This is a genomic window from Rhizobium sp. NLR16a (genome assembly GCF_017948245.1).
In the GTDB taxonomy this organism is placed as follows: domain Bacteria; phylum Pseudomonadota; class Alphaproteobacteria; order Rhizobiales; family Rhizobiaceae; genus Rhizobium.
Map to the genome: position 1 here is coordinate 1429757 of NZ_CP072865.1, position 22001 is coordinate 1451757.

A 22001-nucleotide genomic window follows, 5' to 3' on the forward strand; every position below is an offset into this window, starting at 1 on the left:
CCTGTATCCGATATTTGTTCAGGCTAGAATAATTATTCACTCCTGCTGGAAAATTCATTAACAACTTGCTTTCCAGCTGTCAACAGGATTTCGTCGGGTGGATGTCTGTGGTACTTGGTACAAGGGGGTTGACTAATCAGAGTCTTGTGCAAAAATATTGATTAGTGAATATTTATGCACGCGAGGAATCGATGGATACGACAGAACTTGAGCGCATCGCCCGCGAGATCCGATTGCGCGATCTTCAGGCGGTCTTTGAAGCGGGCGCCGGCCATATTGGCGGGGAAATGTCAGTGATCGACATTTTGACGGCGCTCTATTTTCGTGTGCTGAAAGTCTGGCCAGATCAGCCGAGACATCCCGACCGCGACAGGTTCGTTCTCTCAAAGGGACATACGGCATGCGCCCTCTATGTGACACTCGCAAAACGCGGTTTCATCCCGGAGGAGGAGATTTCCACCTTCCTGCAGCCGCATTCGAGGCTGAACGGACATCCGAACTGCAACAAGGTTCCGGGCGTCGAAACGAATACCGGCCCGCTCGGCCACGGTCTCCCGGTCGCAGTCGGAATGGCGAAAGCGGCCAAGCTCTCGGGTGCGAAATTTCACACCTACGTTGTCACCGGTGACGGCGAGATGCAGGAGGGCTCCAACTGGGAAGCGATCATGGCGGCAGCCCAGTTCAAGCTCGACAACTTGACGCTGGTCATCGACCACAACAGGTTCCAGCAGGGCGCGGCGCTGGCCGAAACCAACGATATCTCGCCGCTTCGTCCGAAGCTTGAAGCCTTCGATTGGGAAGTCACCGAGATCAACGGCAACACGATGAGCGAAATCGTTCCTGCTCTCGAACACCGGGGGGCGAGACCGCATTGTATTGTCGCCCATACCAACAAGGGCCATGGAATCTCGTTCATGCAGGACCGGGTTGACTGGCACCACAAGGTGCCGAGCAAAGAACAATACGAAATCGCATTGGCAGAATTGTCGGAGGCACTGTAATGAACGCGCCAATCAACCCTCCCAAGCTCTATGATTGCCGCGACGCATTCGCCGCCACGCTTGAGCGGCTGGCCGCTGAAAACGAAACGATCGTTGCCGTCTGCAACGACTCTGTCGGTTCGTCCAAGCTCGGCGGCTTCAAGTCCAAATTTCCCGAACGCCTCGTCAATGTCGGCATCGCAGAGCAGAATATGGTCGGCGTCGGCGCAGGGCTCGCCAATGGCGGACGGCTTCCGTTCGTCTGCGCCGCCGCTCCATTTCTCACCGGGCGGTCGCTCGAGCAGATCAAGGCCGACATTTCCTACTCGAACGCCAACGTCAAGCTGGTCGGCATCTCCTCCGGCATGGCCTATGGCGAGCTCGGCCCGACCCATCACTCGATCGAAGATTTCGCCTGGACACGGGTCCTGCCCAATCTTCCGGTCATTGCGCCTTGTGACCGCATCGAAACCGCTGCTGCCGTTGCCTGGGCCGCGACCTATGACGGGCCTTGTTTCCTGCGTCTGTCACGGGTCGGCGTGCCCGACCTGCTTCCGGAAGGCCATAAGTTCGAACTTGGCAAGGCAAATCTCCTTCGCCAGGGTTCCAACGTCACCCTGATCGCCAACGGCACTTTGACCCATCGCATTCTCAAGGCGGCCGAAATCCTCGCTGAGCGCGGCATCAATGCCAGAGTACTCAACCTTGCAACGGTTCGTCCCATCGACGAGGAGGCTATCATCACTGCTGCCAGGGAGACCGGGGCGATCGTCACAGCCGAAGAGCATTCGATCTTTGGCGGGCTCGGCTCCGCCGTCGCCGAAGTGGTGGTCGACAATGCGCCGGTGCCGATGAAGCGTCTCGGCGTTCCCGGCGTCTACGCCCCGACCGGATCGGCAGAATTCCTGCTCGACGAATTCGGGATGGCGCCTTTCGCAATCGCCGACGCCGCGCAAGCGCTGATCAAGCGCAAGTAATAGGATCCAGCGACCGGCCGAAACGTTTTTGCCGTTTCGGCCGTCACTTGATCCGGGGAGGATAGAATGCGGGCAATTCTGGCAATCGACCAGGGCACGACCAATTCGAAGGCGGTTCTGGTTTCCGAGAACGGAGAAATCGTCGGCAGAGGTTCGGCGCCGGTCGGCATCTCCTATCCGAAGCCGGGCTGGGTCGAACAAGACCCACGCCGGCTCTACGCCTCGGTCTGCGAGGCGGTCGACGCCTGCCTGACGGCCGGTCGCGATGTGACGATCGAGGCCGTGGCCGTTTCCAACCAGCGCGAGTCCGTCACTGCCTGGGACGCCGATACTGGAGAGGCTCTTGGGCCGGTGGTCAGCTGGCAGTGCCGCCGAACGGCGCAGGATTGCGAACGTCTGATTGCCGAAGGCCAGCTTGACCGGGTGCAGGCGCTCACCGGCCTGCCATTGGATGCGATGTTCCCAGGTTCGAAATTCCGCTGGCTGCTCGACCGGGTTCCGGCTGGGCGATCGGTGCGGCTGGGAACGATCGACAGCTGGCTCGTCCACTGCCTGACGGGCGGGCGCCGGCATGCCTGCGACGCGTCGAATGCCGCCAGGAGCCAGTTGTTCGATCTGAAGGAGCAGAGATGGAGCGAGGAACTCGGCGAGATTTTCGGCGTCGATATCGCGCTGCTGCCCGAGGTGCTCGACAGCTCGGCCGATTTCGGCAGAACGCAAGGGTTGCCGGGTGTGCCGGACGGCACCCCCATCATGGCCGCGATCGGAGACAGCCACGCCGCCCTGTTCGGTCATGGGGCATTCAAGCCGGGCGACGGCAAGGTGACCTTCGGGACCGGCTCGTCGGTCATGACGACGCTTCCGCACTTCATTCCCCCGCGTAACGGCGTGACAACAACCGTCGCGTGGCGTATCGGGGGGAGGCCGACTTTCGCCTTCGAAGGCAATATTCTCGTTTGCGCCGCCAGTCTTCCCTGGATGGCCGATATTCTCGGCCTTGCGGATGTGGCGGCGCTCGTCGAACTTGCAGCGAGCGCCGAGCCGGGCGGGCCTGGCTTCGTGCCGGCATTCGTGGGACTGGGGGCACCTTACTGGAATGCCGACGCCCGAGCCCTGTTCTCCCAGATCAACTTCAATACGACACGCGCGCAAATGGCCCGGTCGGTGACCGACTCCATCGCCCTGCAGGTGCATGACGTGATCGCGGCCATGCGGACGCAGAGCGGCGGCGCGCTTGGCGCGCTCTATGTGGATGGCGGCCCGAGCCGGAACCGCTTCCTGATGCAGTGCGTCGCCAACCTTATCGAACATCCGGTGATCCAATGCGAGGCACCCGAGGCGTCGGCGTTGGGCGCGGCCTATCTGGCGGGGCTGTCACTCGGTCTGTGGGGCGATCTTCAGATTGTCGCGGAGCTGCCGCGAAACACCGAGATTATCGAGCCGCAATCCCTCGATCGGGCGGGACTTCTCGATCGCTGGAATGATGCGCTCGTCCGCTCGACGTTCCGCGAAACAAAGGCTAAAGGTGAATAAAAATTCAATCTGGGATTAGCGATGACTCGCCTCAACGAACTCCGCCTCATTTCAAGGGTCGCCCAGATGTACCATATCGAGGGACGGCGACAGGCGGAGATCGCGGAGCACCTTCGCTTGTCGCAGGCGACGGTGTCGCGCATGCTGAAGCGCGCCGAGGCTGAAGATATCGTCAGAACCAGTGTGATCCCTCCCGTCGGCACCTATAGCGAGCTCGAGGCGGCGCTTCGCGAGAAATACGATCTGCCGGAGGCGATCGTCGTCGAGTGCACGGAAGATCGGGACGGCGCCATCATGGCCCGTATCGGCGAGGCAGCGGCTCATCTCCTGGAGGTGACGCTTGCGCCGGGTGAGATCATCGGCGTTTCGAGCTGGAGCCAGACCATTTTCAAGATGGTCGAGAACATTCATCCTCAGAAAAGCGCCCAGGCGAAATACGTCGTCCAGACCCTTGGAGGCATGGGAGATCCTTCGGTGCAGACGCATGCGACGCAGCTGACCACGCGGCTTGCACGGCTGACCGGGGCCGAGCCGAAACTGCTTCCCGTGCAGGGCGTGACGACGTCAAGGGAGGCAAAACTTCTGATGCAGTCCGATCCGTACGTCCGCGAGACGATGGACCTCTTCGGCAGCATAACGCTTGCGATCGTCGGCATCGGCGCCGTCGAACCATCCGAACTTCTTGCGCGTTCCGGCAACATTTTTTCGGCCCGCGAACTCTCCGATCTCGCGGAAGCGGGAGCCGTCGGCGATATTTCGCTTCGCTTCTTCGATAGGAACGGCAAGCCGGTCAAGACACCGCTTGATGATCGGGTGATAGGGCTTCCGCTTGAGGATCTCGAACGGGTGGACCGGGTCATTGCCCTTGCCGGTGGCGCCAAGAAGACCGAGGCGATCGCCGGCGCGCTGCGCGTCGGGGTGATCGATATGCTTGTGACTGACAAGTTTACCGCGCAGCGACTGACCGATTGATGGGGTAGGGCGGAAGGCCCGCCTCGTCCTTCAAGGCTTCGCTCCCCTGAGTCAATGCGCCGTCCCATCGACGATGACATGGTCGTGGTCCAGCGAGCATTTCTCGATCCGGGCTTCGACCCTGTAAATCTCCCGCAGCATCTCCGCAGTGACCACATCTCTCGGCGCGCCGCAGGCGCGCATGCGGCCGTTGGCGATGACCATCACCTTGTCGGCGAAGCGCAGCGCCTGGTTGAGGTCGTGGATGGCGATCAGGACGAGCATGCCTTTGGCACGCGCCCGGCGGCGCATGAAATCGAGGACTTCGATCTGGCGGTGCAGGTCGAGGGCGCTTGTGGGTTCGTCCATCAGCATGATTTCGGGCTCGCGCACCAGCGCCTGGGCGATCGAGACGAGCTGGCGCTGGCCGCCGGAGAGCGCGCCGAGATCGCGGAAGGCGAGCAAAGTGATATCGAGCGCTGCCATGATCTCGTCGATGAAGCGCAGGTCGCCATCGCCGATGGCCCAGGACTGGCCCTGCTTGCGGGCGAGCAGGATGGATTCGTAGACGGTCAGCACCGCATTGGCGGAGGTATCCTGCGGCATGTAGCTGATGGCGTTTTTCGCCCTTGAGCCTTCGACGACGACACGGCCCGGGCCCTTGAGCAGGCCGGTGATGCGCTTGAAGAGCGTCGACTTGCCGGCGGCGTTCGGGCCGATCACCGCGATCAACTCGCCCGATGTCATCACCGGCGTCGTCACATCTTCGACAAAAAGCTTGCGGCCGTGATAGGCGCCGACCGACTGCAAATGAAGCGCTACCATGATCGGCTCCTGTTCGAGAGGATGAGCGAAAAGAAGAAGGGCACGCCGACGAGTGCGGTGATGATGCCGATCGGGAAGACGACGCCTGGGATGATCGATTTCGAGACGATCGAGGTCAGCGACAGCAGCAGTGCGCCCGAAAGGATCGAGCCCGGCAGGAAGAAGCGCTGGTCCTCGCCGAGGATCATGCGGGCGATGTGCGGCCCGACGAGGCCGACGAAGCCGATGGTGCCGACGAAGCTGACCGGCACGGCGGCAAGCAGCGAGACGACGAGCATGGTTTCCAGCCGGATGCGGCGGACATTGACGCCGAAGCTTGCGGCCTTGTCCTCGCCGAGGCGGATGGCGGTCAGCGCCCAGGCATTGCGGGCAAAGAGCGGAAGGGCAGCCAGCAGTACGGCGAGCGTCACCCAGATCTTCGGCCACGTCGCCTTAGTGAGGCTGCCCATCGTCCAGAAGACGACCGCCGACAGTGCCTGTTCGGAAGCGAGATATTGCAGGAAGGCGAGGGCGGCGTTGAAGGTGAAGACCAGGGCGATGCCGAGCAGCACCACCGTCTGTACCGAGACCCCGCGGGCCTGCGAGACGAAATGTATGAACAGCGTGGCGATCAGCGCCATGATGAAGGCATTGACCGGCACCAGCAGGCCGGCAGCAACGGGCAGAAGCGGAACGCTGGTGACGATCGCCAGGGCCGCGCCGAAGCTTGCCGCCGCCGAAATGCCCAAGGTGAACGGGCTGGCGAGCGGATTGGCGAGGATCGTCTGCATCTGCGCGCCGGCGACGGAGAGCGACGCGCCGACGACGATCGCCATGATGGCAACCGGCATGCGGATGCCCCAGACGACGGCGCGGATCTGATCGGAAACGGAGGCGGGGTCGAGGAGGGCGGAGACGACGTCGCCGAGACTGTAGCGAGCCGGCCCCCAGGCGAGATCGACGGCGAAGGACAGGCAGAGCGCTGCCGTCATGGCGAAAAGGATCAGCAGCTTGCGCCGGGCGAGAGCGCGGTAGCGCTCCCTCCCTGCTTCCACGTCGATCGAATGTGCGGCAATCTCGGCCATAGCGATTTACTGTCCGATCCTGGCGTCGAGCCAGTAACCCGGCTGATAGGCGACCGGCAGGAATTTTTCGTGGAATTCCTTGAAGGTGGCATCGGGATCGAGATCGGCAAAGAGGTTCGGGTGGAGCCATTTGGCCAGTTGCTGGACGGCGACGAACTGGTAGGGGCTGGTATAGAACTGGTGCCAGATCGCATGAACATTGCCGCCGGCCACCGCCCTGGAGCCGGTGAAAGCGGGGTTTTCCATCAGCGTGATCAGCGCCTTGCGGCTGTCGCCGATGGTGGCTGTGGCATTCGGGCCGACATTGACATAATCCTTGGCATTCTTGGTCTGGCTCCAGTTGGAGCCGGTGACGACGATGACCTCGGGATTGGAGGCGACGACCTGTTCGGCATTGATGGAGCCGGTATAACCGGGCAGGAAATCGGAGCCGAGATTGTGGCCGCCGGCCAAATCGACCATCAGGCCGAAATTATCCGGGCCGAATGTGCCGCAGCATTCCACCAGGCCGGCGGCGCGATACATGAAAACACCAGGCTTCGGCGGATTGGCCGCCTTCAGCCTGTCGGTGACGCGCGCCATCTGTTCCTTCCAGAAGCTGGCGACAGCCTCGGCACGGTCCTCATGGCCGAAGAGCTTGCCGAGAATCTTCAGGCTCGGCTCGGTGTTGGCGAGAATATGCTCGCGGAAATCGATGTAGACGATCTTCACTCCGATGCCGGAGAGCATCTCCTCGAGCTTCACTTCGTCAGCCGCCGTCTTGTTGCCGATCGGCAGAAGCAGCACGTCCGGGTGAAGCTTGACGACCGCTTCGGTCTGCAGCGTGCCGTCGGTCAGGTTCCCGAGGAAGGGCAGGTCCTTGCCCTTGGGAAACTTCTCGACATAGGCGGTGAAGCCGTCCTTGTCGGTGGTCCAGAGATCGTTGCGCCAGCCGACGATCTTGGCGAAGGGATCTTCCTTCTCGATCGGCGCGACGGCGTAGAGCATGCGGCCTTCTCCAAGGATCACACGTTCGACAGGCTTGTCGAAGCTGACTTCGCGGCCAGCCACATCCTTGATGGTAAAGGACTGGGCGGGCGCCGAAAGCGGCATCAAGCCGGCAATCGCAGCTGCGGAAACTGCGAGCATTTTCACGAAATTCATCTGGAAATTCCCCTGACGTCTGAATAATGTCCGCAGGCATAAGAAATATGACTTTGTGAATCAAGTTATATGTTTTAGAGCATTTCCAAACTGATACGACCCGGGGGTGCCTGCGATGAATTCCATGAACACGAACTACACGATCCGCGATGAAATCCGCGATTTCTGGTCGGAAAGAGCGGCGACCTTCGATCAAAGCGTCGGCCATGAAATCTTTTCCGAAGCGGAACGGAAGGGCTGGCGGCGGCTGATCCGAAAGCATCTCGGCGAGGGGCAGGGGCGCGCGGCGCTCGACCTTGCCTGCGGCACGGCCGTCATTTCGCATCTGATGAATGATGCCGGCTTCAAGGTGACGGGGCTCGACTGGTCGGATGCGATGCTGGCGCAGGCGCGCGCCAAGGCGAAGAAGCGCGGTACCGATATCCGCTTCGTCTCCGGCGACGCTGAAAACACCATGGAGCCGAAGGATAGCTACGACGCCATCACCAACCGCCATCTCGTCTGGACGCTGGTGGACCCGGCTTCGGCCTTCAAGGAATGGTTTTCAGTGCTGAAGCCGGGCGGCAAGGTGCTGATCGTCGACGGCAATATGGGCCGGGAAACCTGGGTGAAGAGCCTGCAGAAGTTTTGGACAAAGGTGACGGGCAAACCGGCGGCAAGCCACATGTCACCGGAGATGATGGCACGGCACCAGAGTATCCGCTCCCGCGTGCACTTTTCCCACGAGATGCCGGCCGAAGCGATCGTCGATCTTCTCAGCAAGGCCGGCTTCGTGGAGATTGTGGTCGACCGCAAGCTTGGCGATATTCATTGGGCGCAGGCGCGCAAGATGCCGTTCCTGCGCGGGCTGGAGCGGATGATGCAGGAGCGGTTTGCGATTTGTGCGCGTAAGCCTGGGTGATGTGGAGGGCGCTGAGCGCCGCCAGCCGTGAATGACCCCTATCACAGGAAGGGACTCTCTCGCGCCCAAAGACTTGGGCGCATTGGATTCCTGTGACAGGCACAGGAATGAGGGTGGATGGGGTGGGCTTTCTCGTCAAACATCACCCGCCAGTGACACTCATATGCCGGGCCACAGCGGGACGATTATGAGTCCGGTCGATAATGAAGTCGTGGCCTTTGGGCTTGCGGGTGATGGCTTCGTCGATGGCGGCGTGGAGGAGGGCGTCGTCTTCGGTGGCGCGGAGTGCGGCGCGGAAATCCGCGGCGTCGTTCTGGCCGAGGCACATATAGAGCGTGCCGGTGCAGGTGAGCCGGACGCGGTTGCAGCTTTCGCAGAAATTATGGGTCATCGGTGTGATGAAGCCGAGACGGCCGCCGGTCTCGGCAACCCTGGCGTAACGCGCCGGGCCGCCGGTCTGGTAATCTATGTCAGTTAGCGTGAACTGACGTTCGAGATCGGCGCGCAGCTCGGAGAGCGGCAGGTATTGATCGGTGCGGTCCTCTTCGATCTCGCCCATCGGCATGGTTTCGATGACGGTGAGGTCCATGCCGCGGCCATGGGCGAAGCGCAAGAGATCGGGAACCTCGGCATCGTTAAAATTCTTCAGCGCCACGGCATTGAGCTTGATCTTCAGACCGGTTTTCTGCGCCGCGTCGATGCCTTCCATGACTTTGTCGAAATCGCCCCAGCGGGTGATCTTACGGAATTTGTCGGGATCGAGCGTATCGAGCGAGACGTTGATGCGGCGCACGCCGCAATCATAAAGTTCGGCGGCATGGCGGGAAAGCTGCGAGCCGTTGGTCGTCAGCGTCAGTTCGTCGAGGCCGGAACCGATCTTTTCGCCGAGCTTGCGCACCAGATACATGATGTTCTTGCGCACCAGCGGCTCGCCGCCGGTCAGCCTGATCTTGCTGACACCCTTGGCGATGAAGGCGGAACAGAGACGGTCGAGCTCTTCGAGCGTCAAGAGATCCTTCTTCGGCAGAAAGGTCATATTCTCCGCCATGCAATAGGTGCAGCGGAAGTCGCAGCGGTCCGTGACGGAGACGCGGAGATAGGTGACCGTCCGGCCGAAAGGATCGATCATCGGATGTGCATCTGCCTTGAGCGGCGATGCGCTGCCTATCGTTCCCACTCTCGTATTCACCAATTCCTCCGCGGCGCGATTGTAGCGCGCCAAGCCGAACCCCGGCCGTTTTCAAGCGACATGTTTCTATTTGTGCATATGTGATTGCCCCGTCAAGGGAAACGGATTTCGCACACGCTAATTTGCGCTTGCCTCGAAAAAGCCGAACGCCTACTTCTCCAAGGGAAAGAGGGTGATAGAGATGAACGATATCTGGCCGAGCGAACTTCGCGTTTCAAAGGACCGGCAGCGGCTGGTGGTGACCTTCAACGACGGCCAGAGATTCGATCTTTCGGCCGAACTCCTGCGCGTTCTGTCACCGTCTGCCGAGGTGCAGGGCCACGGGCCGGGACAGAAGGTGACGGTGCCGGGCAAACGCAATGTCGCGATCATCTCGATGACGCCGACCGGCAATTATGCGGTTCGAATCGGTTTCGACGACATGCACGATACCGGCATCTACACTTGGACCTACCTGCGCGAACTGGGCGAACGGGGGGCAGAGCTGTTTTCGGCCTATGAGGACGAGCTTCGGGAAAAGGGCATGAACCGCGACACGGCGGAAAAGCCGCGCTGAATTTCAATACATGGCTACCGGGGGACACATGGCGAAAACGAATAGGAAGAACTGGCTGCGCGCCAAGGGCAGCGCCGCCGGCAGCAAGGTGACCTTCCTTGAACTGTTCTTCGACCTGGTCTTCGTCTTTTCGATCTCGCAGCTTTCGCATGCGCTCGCCGCTCATTATACGCCGCTCGGCGCCGTCGAAGCGGCGCTGATGACCTTCGCCGTCTGGTGGGTGTGGATCTTCACCGCCTGGGTGACGAATTGGCTCGATCCCGACAGGATGCCGGTGCGTGGCATGCTGGTGGTGCTGATGATGCTCGGGCTGGTGCTTTCCGCCTCCATCCCCGAGGCCTTCGGAGGCAAGGGATTGCTCTTTGCCGGGGCCTATGCGGCGATGCAGGTCGGACGCTCATTGTTTACGACCTATGCGATGACCCGCGTCGACCGGGCCAATACGCTGAATTTCGTGCGCATCACAAGCTGGCTAGCGGCGGCCGGCGTCTTCTGGATCGCCGGTGGCTTGCTCGAGCATGAAGCCAGGTTGATTGTCTGGATGATTGCGCTTGCTATTGAATATGCCGGGCCAGCCGCAGGCTTTGCAGTGCCGGGGCTCGGCCGTTCGGTTCCAAGCGACTGGGACGTGTCCGGCGCGCACATGGCGGAGCGCTGCGCGCTCTTCGTTATCATCTGCCTCGGCGAAGCGATCCTCGTTTCCGGCCGTACCTTTTCCGAGTTGCCGATCTCAGGACTGACGAGCATCGTCTTCGTCACCGGCTTTGTTGGCACCGTCACCATGTGGTGGCTCTATTTCCGCTTCGGCCACGGGCGCGCCGCTCATCGCATTGAGCATGAGGAAACGCCGGGTGCCTTGGCCCGGCAGGCCTTCACCTATGGGCATATTCCGATTCTGGCCGGCATCATCGTGCATGCGGTGGCGGTCGAATTCATGTTCTCGCATCCGCACGAGACGGGCGATTTCGGCGTCGCCGCGGCGGTGCTCGGCGGCTCCGGCCTGTTCCTCGTCGGCAATCTCTGGTTCAAGGGCGCGACTAGCGGTCAGATACCGCTGTCGCATCTTGCGGGCCTCGTGCTTGTGGTCCTGCTGGCCTTCGTGGCCCCCTTCATCGAGATCTATCTGCTGGGCATTCTGGCGACGCTGGTGCTGATCATCGTCGCCGCCTGGGAGTACCGATCGCTGAGCGGCGCGTCGACGGCACCGTCGCTGCATTGATCATCACCCGTCGTCGCGCAGATCTTTCAGCAGCACGGCGATGATGCGCTCCATCGAGGTGGCGGTCGCCGTGCATTGCTCGATCGGCTCGTCGGAGAGCGTGCGCTCGATGAGATCGGTCTGGATCGCCATCGCTGCCTCGGTTACTTTGCGGCCTTCTCCGGTGAGATAAAGGCGCAGCACCCGCTTGTCACGCTCGTCGCCGCGCCGCTCGATCAGCCCGCGCCTTTCCATCTGCGGTAAGAGCATGCTCATATTGGAGCGGCCGACGAGGAGCTTGCGCGCCAGTTCCTGCTGCGAGATGGCCTCGAAACGGTAGAGATTCACGAGGATATCGAGATGCGGCGGCTTGATGTCGAGATCGGCAAGCGAGCGCGCCAGGGACTGTTGCATGAGCTGACAGGCGCGCGCCACCGCAATCCAGCTGCGAAAACGCGGATGATCCCAGGGAAGGGATTGATTTTTGTTCATCGTTGTACTTTATTGTTCAGTGTTGAACAGTCTTTTGGATTCCCACTATGGCAAATTTCGCGCTTAAGGTCACCCGCCTCGGATTCCGGCTTCTGCAGACGATTTCGCCGCGGCTGGCGGGCAGGGCGGCATTCCTGCTGTTCTGCCGCACACCATCGCGACGGCCGACGGGCGAAAAGGCGAAGGCAGCGTATGCTGCTGGTGCGGCGCGGCTTGCCGGCGCGGAACGTTTCGTGCTCAGGCTCGCCGGCGGCGCCAAGGCGCATGCTTATCGCCTGAACGGCGGGCCAATCGGCCAGCGCAAGCGCTACCTCGTCACACATGGCTGGGGCTCGAGCGCCGTCTATATGACAGATCTCGTTTCGGTGCTGGCGGCGACGGGCGCCGAGGTGGTGGCGCTCGATTTTCCCGGTCACGGGCGGGCGGGCGGGCGCTTCCTACATATGGGACTTGCTGTCCAGGCAGTCGCAGCGGCAGGAGAGCGGTTCGGTGCATTCGACGCTGCAATCGGCCATTCCTTCGGGGGCGCAGTACTGATGGTCTCGGCGGCAGGCCTGATTCCCGATGCGGCGCCGGCCATCTGCGAGCGACTGGTGCTGATCGGCGCGCCGAGCGACATGGCCTGGCTCTTTACCGATTTCGGCCGGATGATCGGGCTTCACCCGGCTGCGCAGGCTGCGCTGGAGAATGAAGTCCATCGTGTCACTGGGCGGAGACTCGAGGATTTCGAGGCTAGCGAGACGGCCGGCATGCTTGGTTGGCCTGTGCTCGTCATCCACGCCGAGGACGACAAAGAGGTGTCGCCGGCCCACGCCAGGCGTTATGACGCGGCGGGCGAGACTGTGCGGCTGTTCTGGGCGAACGGCTTCGGTCACCGGCGCATCGTCGGCGCGGCTCCCGTGCTCGGTGCGATCGCGGCTTTTCTTAAAGGCGACGCGGACGAGGACGCCGGCGAAAGCATCAAAAAAGATGCAGAGATCATTCCGTTTTTTGAGCTTCCGGCGAGGCGCGCAGCATTGTAGCGTCCGTGGCAAAGATCAGCCGCGGCGGGACGCTTCATGAAAATCATCAGCAGCATCGAAGAGCTCAATACGATCTATGGCGCCGGGCTGTCGCAGGCCTCGGTCGACAAGGTGACCCAGCGGCTGACGCCGCTCTATCGCCAGATGATCGAAAGCTCGCCGTTTGCGGCACTGGCGACCGTAGGCCCGGAAGGGCTCGATTGTTCGCCACGCGGCGATCTCGGTGGCGTAGTTCGCGTTGTCGACGACGAGACGCTGCATCTGCCGGATTGGCGCGGCAACAATCGCGTGGATTCGCTCTCCAACATCGTGCGCGACCCTCGGCTTGCGCTGATGTTTCTGATCCCCGGCTCGAACACGACGATGCGTATCAATGGCCGCGGTGTCGTTTCAAATGACGAGATACTGCTTTCGAGTTTCGAAATGGACGGCAAACATCCACGCACCGTCGTCGTCATCTCGATCGACGAGGTCTATTTCCAGTGCGCGCGAGCGGTGATGCGGGCCGAACTGTGGAACGCTGCGCATTTCACCGATCCGGCGAACTTGCCGACGCCGGGCCAGATGCTGAAGGCCGCCGTCAGCGATTTCGATCAGGAAACCTACGACCGGGAATGGCCGGGACGGGCGGCGAAGACGATGTGGTAAACACTGTCATCTCATTGCGACGGTGCAGTTTTGACAAAGCTCGCCCTTTAATCGACGTCATCCTTGGCCTTTGCCGAGGAGCTGCTGCACTGGCGGCAGATGCTCGAGACAAGCCCGAGCATGACGAAAGAAGGGTTGTCACCTAGTGGCGACAGCGTGCCCTATCATGAGGGTTCAGCGTCAAGCCTTGTAGATCAGCCAGCTCTTGCTGAAGTCCTTCTGCATGCCATCCTGATAGAGGACGATGCAGTTGCGGCCGGCGTGCTTGGCGCCGTACAGCGCGATGTCGGTCTTGCTGTAGAGTTCGCCGGCATCCTCGGCATTCGAGGCCATGCAGATGCCGATCGAAACAGTGATCGGGCCGTAATTCACCCGGGTCCGGGAATTCTTGAACGGCGTGGTTTCCAACGTGCGGCGGATGCGTTCGGCGATCGCCGTCACTTCCTCGGCCGTGTTGCCCTCGATGATCAGGGCAAATTCCTCGCCGCCGGCACGGGCGACAAAGACATCTCGCCGGACATTGCTGCGGATGACGGAAGCGACGGTGGCCAGGATCTTGTCGCCGACAGGATGGCCGTAGGTGTCGTTTATCTTCTTGAAATTGTCGATGTCGGCGAGCAGCAGGGCCGTTATCGGCCGCATGCCGGGATTGTTGAAGACCGCTGCCAGCCGGTCGTCGAAGGCGCGACGGTTGGAAAGGCGCGTCAGCGAATCGGTGTTGGCAATGCGCTTGTATTCGTCGAGTTCCTTGCGGACCTGGTCCATCTCCTGCGAGCGCTGGACAACGTCCTCGACGGTACGTTCGCCATGCGCCATGGTATCGCCGGTCGCCTGGCTCAAAAGTTCGATAGCGCTTTCGATCAGCTCGACGCTGGCATTGCTTTTGGAGGTGATGCGCTTATGAGTCTCGCCGAGCAGCCTTGTATAGCTTTCGAGCGAACTTTGCTCCTGCCTCAGTATCCGCAGCAGGCCGTCGAGTTCGCCTGATATGCGCGTATGGGCATCGTCGAAAACGCGTACGGGGGTGCTGGTGAAATACTGCGCGCCCAGCGCATCGAGTTCGGCCTGTGTCGCCTGGCTGCCGAGAGCTGCGAGTTCGCGGGTGAGGGCCGGATTGGAGCCGATATAGGCTTCGTAGAAGAGTTCGTAATTGCGGGGTATCGGCGCAACGCCCATCGAGCGCATGGCATAGGTGATCTGGCCCGCTACGTCGGGAACCTGCACCTTGGGCGCGACAGCCGTATTCATCCGGCAAACTCCTCATTTTTTCGAAGGCAATATTTATTTGTTAGCTTAAATTTCTTGGGAAAAGATTAAAGCGATATATACCAAAGATTACATATGAAAACTTCGCAGTGGGTCTGTACTTCAGGCAGGTCTCTGATTCTTCATGGAAAAATGCATCTTCATCGGGACAGTGTATACCCGTTGCGCGGGAGGCGTATTTAAAAAACTTACGCATCTTTTCTGGTTGAAGATCGTATTCATCTTGTCGACAGCAAGTTTGGTTGTCTCCTATTTCGTATGCATATTGCGGAATGACAATTTTCACCGGCAAACCCGAAATACTGCCAGAAAATCAGGACGTGAGATTATGGAAAGGTCCCGCGCCATTTCTTCGCCATCCTCGTTTTCACCGTCTTCGCAGGGGGCGCCGTGCTGCTGGAGCACACCGATCTCGCCTTGCGCATTCGGACGGAGATCCTGGGGTGGGTGATGATGGAGATGTGACAAGCGCTGGAGATATTCAGTGAGCGCGCAAATATCTGAAAGGCGTGCGGCACCTTCTCCGGCGGGCGGACAGGGGCTTAACGGCAAGCCGTCAGTTGCCCTTCACCTGCCTTCGAAGACCACACCAGACGATTATCCCAAATTCAATTCCTGGAAGAAATCATTGCCCTTATCGTCGATGACGATGAAGGCGGGGAAATCTTCCACCTCGATCTTCCAGACTGCTTCCATGCCGAGCTCGGGATATTCCAGCACTTCGACCTTGCGGATGCAGTCCTTGGCGAGACGGGCGGCGGGGCCGCCGATCGAACCCAGGTAGAAGCCGCCATGTTTCTTGCAGGCTTCGCGCACGGCGCGCGATCGGTTGCCCTTGGCGAGCATCACCAGCGAGCCGCCGAAGGACTGGAACTGGTCGACGTAGCTGTCCATGCGGCCGGCCGTCGTTGGGCCGAAGGAGCCGGAGGCATAGCCGGCCGGTGTCTTGGCGGGACCGGCATAGTAGACCGGGTGATTTTTCAGGTAATCGGGCATGCCATCGCCCTTTTCCAGGCGATCGCGGATCTTGGCATGAGCGAGGTCGCGGGCGACGATAATGGTGCCGGTCAGCGAAAGGCGCGTCTTGACCGGATGCCTGGAGAGTTCGGTGAGCACTTCGGCCATCGGCTTGTTGAGGTCGATATGCACGGTCGATTCCGACAGTTTCGCCTCGTCGATCTCGGGCATGTATTTCGACGGATCGGTTTCGAGCTGCTCCACGAAAATGCCGTCGCGCGTGATCTTGCCCTTGGCCTGGCGATCGGCGGAACAGGAGACGCCGAGGCCGATCGGCAGCGAGGCGCCGTGGCGGGGCAGGCGGATGACACGCACGTCATGACAGAAATACTTGCCGCCGAACTGGGCGCCGACGCCCATCTGCTGCGTCAGCTTGTGGATTTCCTTTTCCATTTCGACGTCGCGGAAGGCATGCCCGCTCTCGGAGCCTTCGGTCGGCAGCGCGTCGAGATAACGGGTCGAGGCGAGCTTGACCGTCTTCAGGTTCATCTCGGCCGAGGTGCCGCCGATGACGATCGCCAAATGGTAGGGGGGACAGGCTGCCGTCCCCAACGTCAGGATCTTCTCCTTAAGGAAGTCGATCATCCGGTCATGGGTCAGGAGCGAGGGCGTGCCCTGATAGAGGAATGTCTTGTTGGCCGAACCGCCACCTTTGGCGACGAAGAGGAAGTCGTAAGAGTCGGTGCCTTCCTGATAAATATCGATCTGAGCCGGCAGGTTGTTCCTGGTGTTCTTCTCTTCGAACATCTTGATCGGCGCGAGCTGCGAATAACGCAGGTTCTTCTTTTCATAAGCGTCGAGCACGCCTTTCGAAAGCGCCGCCGCATCACCGCCCTCCGTCCAGACCCTGCGGCCCTTCTTGCCCATGATGATCGCCGTGCCGGTGTCCTGGCACATCGGAAGCACGCCGCCGGCGGCGATATTGGCGTTCTTCAGCAGATCGTAGGCGACGAAACGATCATTGTCGGTCGCTTCAGGGTCGTCGAGGATGGCGGCAAGCTGCTTCAGATGCGTGGGGCGCAGCAGGTGGTTGATGTCGGCAAAGGCGGTTTCGGCAAGCAGCCGGATGCCCTCGGGATCGACCGTCAGAATTTCCTGACCCTTGAAGCTGTCGGCCGAGACGTAGTCGCTGCTGATCTTGCGGTAGGGGGTGGCATCCTCGCCGAGGGGGAAGAGATCGTCAGCCATCCAAGTGACCTTTCTGGTGGGCGTGCGTCGCTGAAATTGGAACCGGTCTAAATCTGCTGCGATGCAAATGCAATTGGGAACGGCGGAGTGTGGAGTTGGAGCCATGTCGTGCCACGTTTTGCAACCCGCCCGTTGCACGCAATAAGCGAGTGAAACAATGGCGAACTCGACATTTGTCGCGAAACAACCGACTTCAGGTTGCCTTCAATTCAAGCCCAGTTCATATTCTCGGCAGCGTTAACCTGCCGGGGCTTCCAATGACAAATGCAAAGCCAACTGCTGTCGACGACCTTCTGGTTTTTTTCGAACATGACTGGATCAGGGGCGATCTGCTGCGCCTCGCCAGCGATCCCGAAGGTGCGGACATGTATGTTCGCTTCGTCAATGGCGTCCGTATCGACGCCAAACATGGGCCTGACCACGAAACGATCATTCAGGGCAAGTACGGAACCTTCAAGGTGAAGCCTGACGGTCACTTCACATATGAGCTGGATACCACGCTGGATGTGGTGAAGAATTTAGGGAAGTCCGATCAGCTCATCGAAAAACTGAGTTACAAGATGTCCGACGGCTCGGGGGGCACGGACCTCGGCGTGTTGACCCTTGCGATCGACGGCGTCAACGAAGGCGAAAAATACCACGAAGTCCTGGATTTCGATGATATGGGCGTCTTATCGAGGGCGGATAATTTCTCTCTCCCCAATTATCGGGGCTTTGCGCTCTCCGTGAACGGCAGCCACGATGTGACGCTTCTGAACGGCATTGTCTACGATACCATTCCGGGCGTCGACGCCATCACCGAAGACGGTTTCAGCGACACCGTTTTATCCCCCGGCTCGGCGCCCGTAAGCTTGAAAATGGTCGATGGCGGGGAGTTCACCTTTCAGAGCGTCTCGATCGCCGAACTGTCGGCATCGCCCTTTCATCTGACGCTCACTGCCCTGAACGACGGCCAGATCGTCTATCAACAGGAGCTCGAGGTTACCGGGCCCAATCTCGAGGTCAATCTCGAAGACATCGAAGAAATCCGCTTCGACTTCATGGGCAATTCTGTGGTGATGGACAATTTTTCGCTGTTGGTTTGAGGCTTGTCTGATGTCGTGCGGGGTTCCCCGTCCGATGCCAGCAGGGGGCGACCGCAATGGCAAGAAATATGGGGGCGCTTACTCACCCCCTCATTCCTGTGCTCGTCACAGGAATGAGGGAGCAAGTGCCAAGCTTGCCCGCTCCCTCTTGCTTCGACCATGGAGAAGAAGGAACGAGTGGAGAAGAGGAGCAGACCTCCTTAACCGATTACTTCGGCCCGATCATCGTCTCCGGACGCACGATCGCGTCATATTCTTCCGATGTCACCAGTCCGCTGGCAAGTGCCTCTTCCTTCAGCGTCGTGCCGTTCTTGTGCGCCGTTTTGGCGATCTTGGCGGCGGCGTCGTAGCCGATCTTGGGGGCGAGGGCGGTGACCAGCATCAGTGAGCGTTCGAGGCCGGCCTTGATGTTGTCCTCGCGCGCCTCGATGCCGACGACGCAGTTGTCGGTGAAGGAGACGGCGGCGTCTGCGAGCAGCTGCACCGACTGCAGGAAGTTATAGGCCATCATCGGATTGTAGACGTTGAGCTCGAAATGGCCCTGGCTGTCGGCGAAGGTCAGTGCGGCGTGGTTGCCGAAGATGTGGATGCAGACCTGCGTCAGGGCTTCGCATTGGGTGGGGTTCACCTTGCCGGGCATGATCGAGGAGCCGGGCTCGTTTTCCGGCAGCGCCAGCTCCCCCAGGCCGGCGCGCGGGCCGGAGCCAAGCAGGCGGATGTCGTTGGCGATCTTGAAGAGAGCGGCAGCCGCCGCATTGATGGCGCCGTGGCTGAACACCATGCTGTCATGGGAGGCGAGCGCCTCGAATTTGTTCGGCGCGCTAACGAAGGGCATGCCGGTGATATCGGCGATCTCCTCGGCGACTTTCTCGGCAAAGCCGACCGGCGCGTTGAGGCCGGTGCCGACGGCGGTGCCGCCCTGGGCGAGTTCGCAGAGGCCGGGCAGGGTCATCTCGATGCGCTTGATGGCCGAGCCGAGCTGGGCGGCGTAGCCGGAAAATTCCTGGCCGAGCGTCAGTGGTGTGGCATCCTGAGTATGGGTGCGGCCGATCTTGATGATATGGCTGAACTCGGTGACCTTCATGTCGAGGGCGGCATGCAGGTGCTTCAGTGAGGGCAGCAGGTGGTGAGCGATCCGCTCGGCGCAGGCGATGTGCATGGCCGTCGGGTAGGTGTCGTTCGACGACTGGCTCATATTAACGTGATCGTTCGGGTGCACGGGCTTTTTGGAACCCATGACTCCGCCGAGCATTTCTATGGCACGATTGGAGATGACTTCATTGGCGTTCATGTTGGATTGCGTGCCGGAGCCGGTCTGCCAGACGACCAGCGGAAAATGGTCGTCGAGCTTGCCGTCGATCACTTCCTGGGCGGCATCGACGATGGCGTTGCCCAGCGCCGGATCGAGCTGGCCGAGCGACATGTTGGCGCGGGCGGCCGCCTGTTTGACGATGCCGAGCGCGCGAAGGATCGACAGCGGCTGCTTTTCCCAGCCGATCTTGAAATTGCCGAGCGAACGCTGCGCCTGGGCGCCCCAATATCGGTCGGCGGCGACTTCGATGGGGCCAAAAGTATCGGTTTCGGTGCGGGTTGCGGTCATGAGCCTTGCCTTCCTGTCACATGCTGTTTTCTGGCATCTTCGAAAGATGTGGTCTTATAGGTTGGAAACCAGAGCAAGAAAACCGAATGCCGTGCGAAATATTGATGATCACAGTCATGTTTGTGCCTGCCGGGCGGCGTGCTTTTTCGGCCACGTTGGAAATTTTATGCATCGGCGCGTTTTTGCCACACTGGTCCGGCGGCGAAAATTCGGTAAAAAATTAACTAATAATTTCATAATTTTGTGTGAACTGCTGTGCGGCGCCGCGCAGGATTCCTCTCACATGAAATTGAGTCCGCCGGCGCTGGCGGCGAAGGCCGGTTTCTGATCAATGAGGCCCTACGCTGCTTGAGTTTCGCGGGATTTGAGCTGAGAACAGCATGACATCGGGACTGGAATATATATGACGTTCGTTTTGAAAAGCGCGGTATCCGCATTGGCAGTTTCCTGCGGTCTGGCAATGATGGCCGCTCCCGCGCATGCCTATACGCTGATGGATATGCTTCGCGGCGACAGGCAGCGGACCCAGAGCACCATTTTCATGGATCAGATGCCGCCCGGGCGTGTGGCGCCGCGTGGCGGCGAAGGTGGATCGCTTGGCGGACTTGACCCGGAGGCGCCGCTGCCGAAGGTGAGCGGTCCGCGTTATTATACCTACAAGACCGAAGCCCTGCAGTTCGTCGATACCAGCAAGTTCGCCGATCCGATCGTCACTGGTGCGGTTGCTGAGGTTTCGCCGGCGGGCGATTCCGAACCGGTGGTGCAGCGCCGTTTCCTGGCGCAGGCCAAGGTTCGCGCCAATTCCGACGTCGCCAAGGCACTCGAAACCTATTACAGCGATAGCCGTAATCCGCTCGTCTGGGTCGACGGCAACCAGATCAGCGAACGCGCCCAGTCGGCAATGGCGGCGCTGGCCGATGCGGCTTCCGTGGGCCTCGACCCTGCCGATTACGCCGTGCAGGCGCCGGCGGTCGATCCGGCCAATCCTGATCCTGCCGCGCGTGACCGGGCGCTGACGCAATTCGAGCTGGAACTTTCGGCCAAGGTGCTTGCCTTCGTGCAGGACACGGTCCGCGGCCGCATCGATCCGAACAAGATTTCGGGTTATCACGATTTCCAGCGCAAGGCGGTCAATCTGGCGCCGGTGCTGAAGCTTGCCCGCATGAGCCCGAATGCCGGCGCCTATATCGCCAGCCGGTCGCCCGATAGCCCGCAGTTCGAGGCGCTGAAGGCGGAGCTCGCCAAGCTTCGCGCCGCTGATAGCAATGAGGAGCAGGTCGTCATTTCGCTCCAAGGGCTGCTCAGACCCGGCGACAGCTCGTCCGAGATCGCCAATATCGTCAAGGCGCTGCAGAAGCACGGGTCCGAGACGCTGAAGGCTGATCACGCGGCGACGTTTGCAGCCTACGCCGGCGGCAGCGACTATTCGCCCGACATCGTCTCGCTGGTCGAGGACTTCCAGAAAGAGCACGGTCTGAAGCCAGATGGCGTCATCGGCCAGGCGACGGTGCGCGCCATGACCGGCGGCGACACCAATGCCTCGAAGATCGACAAGCTCGTCGTTGCCATGGAACAGGTGCGCTGGCTGCCGGAAGATCTTGGTTCCCGCTACGTCATGATCAATCAGCCGGCCTACATGGCCTATTACCATAATGACGGCAAGGAGCAGCTGTCGATGCGCGTGGTGGTCGGCGGCAAGAACAACCAGACCTATTTCTTCAACGACGAGATCGAGACGGTGGAGTTCAACCCGTTCTGGGGCGTGCCGCAGTCGATCATCATCAACGAAATGCTGCCGAAGCTGCGCTCGGACCCCAACTACCTCGATCAGCTCGGTTATGAGGTTGAGGTGAATGGCCATGCTGTCGCCTCGTCCAGCGTCGACTGGTACGGCTCGACCGCGAATGTTTCGGTGCGCCAGCCGCCAAGCGGCGATAACGCCCTCGGCGAACTGAAGATCCTGTTCCCGAACAGCCACGCGATCTATATGCACGATACGCCCTCGAAGAGCTTCTTCAAGCGCGACATGCGAGCGCTGAGCCACGGCTGCGTGCGCCTTGCCAATCCGCGCGCGATGGCAGCCGCCGTGCTCGGCACGACGGCGGACGATGTCGCCAAGCAGATCGCGAGCGGCCAGAATCATGCGGTGAAGGTGCCGCAGAAGATCCCGGTCTACGTCTCCTATTTCACCGCCTGGCCGAACAAGGATGGCGTGGTGGAGTATTTCGACGACGTCTACGGCCGTGACGCCTATGTCGACAAGGCTTTCGATGCGACGACCAAGGCGCGTGGGGCGCAGATCTGACGCCTAATTTTGTCATGGTTTGACGGGCGGTTTTCGGGCCGCCCGTTTTGTTTTTGAGGTT

General features: G+C 60.6%; 20 protein-coding genes. 12 read left to right on the top strand and 8 right to left on the bottom strand.

The window, feature by feature from the left end:
- Positions 1-191: 191 nt before the first annotated feature.
- The 4 genes from J7U39_RS06805 (at position 192) to J7U39_RS06820 (ending at position 4462) form a co-directional block, all read left to right on the top strand.
- A complete protein-coding gene (locus tag J7U39_RS06805) occupies positions 192-1001 on the top strand; it encodes a transketolase (RefSeq protein WP_210631053.1) in 810 nt (269 codons plus the stop codon).
- Positions 1001-1957 (top strand): transketolase family protein, encoded by a 957-nt coding sequence (locus J7U39_RS06810; RefSeq protein WP_210631054.1) that lies wholly within the window; start codon positions 1001-1003, stop codon positions 1955-1957. The genes J7U39_RS06805 and J7U39_RS06810 overlap by 1 nt, the downstream gene beginning before the upstream one ends.
- A 66-nt stretch (positions 1958-2023) precedes the next feature.
- Positions 2024-3490 carry an FGGY-family carbohydrate kinase gene (locus tag J7U39_RS06815; protein ID WP_210631055.1) on the top strand — a complete coding sequence of 489 codons (1467 nt, stop codon included), beginning with the start codon at positions 2024-2026 and terminating at the stop codon, positions 3488-3490.
- 21 nt (positions 3491-3511) lie between these two features.
- On the top strand, positions 3512-4462 hold the full coding sequence (locus J7U39_RS06820) for a sugar-binding transcriptional regulator (RefSeq protein ID WP_210631056.1): 951 nt from the start codon (positions 3512-3514) through the stop codon (positions 4460-4462).
- 51 nt (positions 4463-4513) lie between these two features.
- Here the strand turns inward: J7U39_RS06820 and J7U39_RS06825 are convergent, their stop codons facing one another.
- Genes J7U39_RS06825 through J7U39_RS06835 form a run of 3 tightly spaced genes read right to left on the bottom strand, consistent with a single transcriptional unit; the run spans position 4514 to position 7473 of the window.
- On the bottom strand, positions 4514-5266 hold the full coding sequence (locus J7U39_RS06825; protein WP_210631057.1) for an ABC transporter ATP-binding protein: 753 nt from the start codon (positions 5264-5266) through the stop codon (positions 4514-4516).
- On the bottom strand, positions 5260-6330 hold the full coding sequence (locus J7U39_RS06830) for an iron ABC transporter permease (RefSeq protein WP_210631058.1): 1071 nt from the start codon (positions 6328-6330) through the stop codon (positions 5260-5262). The genes J7U39_RS06825 and J7U39_RS06830 overlap by 7 nt, the downstream gene beginning before the upstream one ends.
- A gap of 6 nt (positions 6331-6336) precedes the next feature.
- Positions 6337-7473 carry an ABC transporter substrate-binding protein gene (locus J7U39_RS06835; protein WP_210631059.1) on the bottom strand — a complete coding sequence of 379 codons (1137 nt, stop codon included), beginning with the start codon at positions 7471-7473 and terminating at the stop codon, positions 6337-6339.
- A 115-nt stretch (positions 7474-7588) separates the two neighbouring features.
- Between J7U39_RS06835 and J7U39_RS06840 the strand changes: the two genes are divergently transcribed.
- Positions 7589-8374, top strand: coding sequence for a methyltransferase domain-containing protein (locus J7U39_RS06840; protein WP_210631060.1), 786 nt, complete (start codon positions 7589-7591; stop codon positions 8372-8374).
- 142 nt (positions 8375-8516) lie between these two features.
- Here the strand turns inward: J7U39_RS06840 and moaA are convergent, their stop codons facing one another.
- Positions 8517-9563: a GTP 3',8-cyclase MoaA gene (gene moaA, locus J7U39_RS06845; RefSeq protein WP_210631061.1), complete on the bottom strand. Its 1047-nt coding sequence runs from the start codon at positions 9561-9563 to the stop codon at positions 8517-8519.
- A 181-nt stretch (positions 9564-9744) separates the two neighbouring features.
- Between moaA and J7U39_RS06850 the strand changes: the two genes are divergently transcribed.
- Positions 9745-10119, top strand: coding sequence for a DUF971 domain-containing protein (locus J7U39_RS06850; RefSeq protein WP_210631062.1), 375 nt, complete (start codon positions 9745-9747; stop codon positions 10117-10119).
- 28 nt (positions 10120-10147) lie between these two features.
- Positions 10148-11338 carry a low temperature requirement protein A gene (locus J7U39_RS06855; protein WP_210631063.1) on the top strand — a complete coding sequence of 397 codons (1191 nt, stop codon included), beginning with the start codon at positions 10148-10150 and terminating at the stop codon, positions 11336-11338.
- A 3-nt stretch (positions 11339-11341) separates the two neighbouring features.
- Here J7U39_RS06855 and J7U39_RS06860 read toward each other — a convergent pair whose 3' ends face one another.
- A complete protein-coding gene (locus J7U39_RS06860) occupies positions 11342-11809 on the bottom strand; it encodes a MarR family transcriptional regulator (protein ID WP_210631064.1) in 468 nt (155 codons plus the stop codon).
- Positions 11810-11856: 47 nt separating this feature from the next.
- Between J7U39_RS06860 and J7U39_RS06865 the strand changes: the two genes are divergently transcribed.
- Together J7U39_RS06865 and J7U39_RS06870 are read left to right on the top strand one after the other, a co-directional pair.
- A complete protein-coding gene (locus J7U39_RS06865; RefSeq protein WP_210631065.1) occupies positions 11857-12831 on the top strand; it encodes an alpha/beta fold hydrolase in 975 nt (324 codons plus the stop codon).
- 36 nt (positions 12832-12867) lie between these two features.
- Complete coding sequence (locus J7U39_RS06870; protein ID WP_210631066.1) at positions 12868-13479, top strand: pyridoxamine 5'-phosphate oxidase family protein; 612 nt, start codon at positions 12868-12870, stop codon at positions 13477-13479.
- A 180-nt stretch (positions 13480-13659) separates the two neighbouring features.
- On the opposite strand, the gene J7U39_RS06875 is transcribed toward J7U39_RS06870, so the two are convergent.
- Both J7U39_RS06875 and J7U39_RS06880 read right to left on the bottom strand, forming a co-directional pair.
- Complete coding sequence (locus tag J7U39_RS06875; protein ID WP_210631067.1) at positions 13660-14727, bottom strand: GGDEF domain-containing protein; 1068 nt, start codon at positions 14725-14727, stop codon at positions 13660-13662.
- Between the two features lie 615 nt (positions 14728-15342).
- Positions 15343-16950, bottom strand: a complete 1608-nt coding sequence (locus J7U39_RS06880; protein WP_210631068.1) for a fumarate hydratase — start codon at positions 16948-16950, stop codon at positions 15343-15345.
- A 257-nt stretch (positions 16951-17207) separates the two neighbouring features.
- Here J7U39_RS06880 and J7U39_RS06885 point away from each other — a divergent pair, with 257 nt between their 5' ends.
- Positions 17208-18035: a VCBS domain-containing protein gene (locus J7U39_RS06885; RefSeq protein ID WP_210631613.1), complete on the top strand. Its 828-nt coding sequence runs from the start codon at positions 17208-17210 to the stop codon at positions 18033-18035.
- Positions 18036-18243: 208 nt separating this feature from the next.
- Here J7U39_RS06885 and fumC read toward each other — a convergent pair whose 3' ends face one another.
- Positions 18244-19635, bottom strand: coding sequence for a class II fumarate hydratase (gene fumC, locus J7U39_RS06890; protein WP_210631069.1), 1392 nt, complete (start codon positions 19633-19635; stop codon positions 18244-18246).
- Here fumC and J7U39_RS06895 point away from each other — a divergent pair.
- A complete protein-coding gene (locus J7U39_RS06895) occupies positions 19634-19963 on the top strand; it encodes a hypothetical protein (RefSeq protein ID WP_210631721.1) in 330 nt (109 codons plus the stop codon). The genes fumC and J7U39_RS06895 overlap by 2 nt on opposite strands.
- Before the next feature lie 75 nt (positions 19964-20038).
- The gene (locus J7U39_RS06900; RefSeq protein ID WP_210631070.1) at positions 20039-21940 is read left to right on the top strand and encodes a murein L,D-transpeptidase; all 1902 of its coding nucleotides are present in this window, start codon (positions 20039-20041) and stop codon (positions 21938-21940) included.
- The last annotated feature ends 61 nt before the right edge of the window (positions 21941-22001 follow it).

Excerpts from the sequence above, each read along its gene's own strand:
- J7U39_RS06820 (WP_210631056.1), top strand. The coding sequence starts at position 3,512 with ATGACTCGCCTCAACGAACTCCGCCTCATTTCAAGGGTCGCCCAGATG.
- J7U39_RS06880 (WP_210631068.1), bottom strand. The coding sequence starts at position 16,950 with ATGGCTGACGATCTCTTCCCCCTCGGCGAGGATGCCACCCCCTACCGC.
- J7U39_RS06815 (WP_210631055.1), top strand. The coding sequence starts at position 2,024 with ATGCGGGCAATTCTGGCAATCGACCAGGGCACGACCAATTCGAAGGCG.
- J7U39_RS06825 (WP_210631057.1), bottom strand. The coding sequence starts at position 5,266 with ATGGTAGCGCTTCATTTGCAGTCGGTCGGCGCCTATCACGGCCGCAAG.
- J7U39_RS06900 (WP_210631070.1), top strand. The coding sequence starts at position 20,039 with ATGACGTTCGTTTTGAAAAGCGCGGTATCCGCATTGGCAGTTTCCTGC.
- J7U39_RS06865 (WP_210631065.1), top strand. The coding sequence starts at position 11,857 with ATGGCAAATTTCGCGCTTAAGGTCACCCGCCTCGGATTCCGGCTTCTG.
- J7U39_RS06895 (WP_210631721.1), top strand. The coding sequence starts at position 19,634 with ATGAGCCTTGCCTTCCTGTCACATGCTGTTTTCTGGCATCTTCGAAAG.
- J7U39_RS06805 (WP_210631053.1), top strand. The coding sequence starts at position 192 with ATGGATACGACAGAACTTGAGCGCATCGCCCGCGAGATCCGATTGCGC.
- J7U39_RS06850 (WP_210631062.1), top strand. The coding sequence starts at position 9,745 with ATGAACGATATCTGGCCGAGCGAACTTCGCGTTTCAAAGGACCGGCAG.
- J7U39_RS06860 (WP_210631064.1), bottom strand. The coding sequence starts at position 11,809 with ATGAACAAAAATCAATCCCTTCCCTGGGATCATCCGCGTTTTCGCAGC.
- J7U39_RS06855 (WP_210631063.1), top strand. The coding sequence starts at position 10,148 with ATGGCGAAAACGAATAGGAAGAACTGGCTGCGCGCCAAGGGCAGCGCC.
- J7U39_RS06830 (WP_210631058.1), bottom strand. The coding sequence starts at position 6,330 with ATGGCCGAGATTGCCGCACATTCGATCGACGTGGAAGCAGGGAGGGAG.
- J7U39_RS06870 (WP_210631066.1), top strand. The coding sequence starts at position 12,868 with ATGAAAATCATCAGCAGCATCGAAGAGCTCAATACGATCTATGGCGCC.
- J7U39_RS06835 (WP_210631059.1), bottom strand. The coding sequence starts at position 7,473 with ATGAATTTCGTGAAAATGCTCGCAGTTTCCGCAGCTGCGATTGCCGGC.
- J7U39_RS06875 (WP_210631067.1), bottom strand. The coding sequence starts at position 14,727 with ATGAATACGGCTGTCGCGCCCAAGGTGCAGGTTCCCGACGTAGCGGGC.
- J7U39_RS06810 (WP_210631054.1), top strand. The coding sequence starts at position 1,001 with ATGAACGCGCCAATCAACCCTCCCAAGCTCTATGATTGCCGCGACGCA.
- fumC (WP_210631069.1), bottom strand. The coding sequence starts at position 19,635 with ATGACCGCAACCCGCACCGAAACCGATACTTTTGGCCCCATCGAAGTC.
- J7U39_RS06840 (WP_210631060.1), top strand. The coding sequence starts at position 7,589 with ATGAATTCCATGAACACGAACTACACGATCCGCGATGAAATCCGCGAT.
- J7U39_RS06885 (WP_210631613.1), top strand. The coding sequence starts at position 17,208 with ATGACAAATGCAAAGCCAACTGCTGTCGACGACCTTCTGGTTTTTTTC.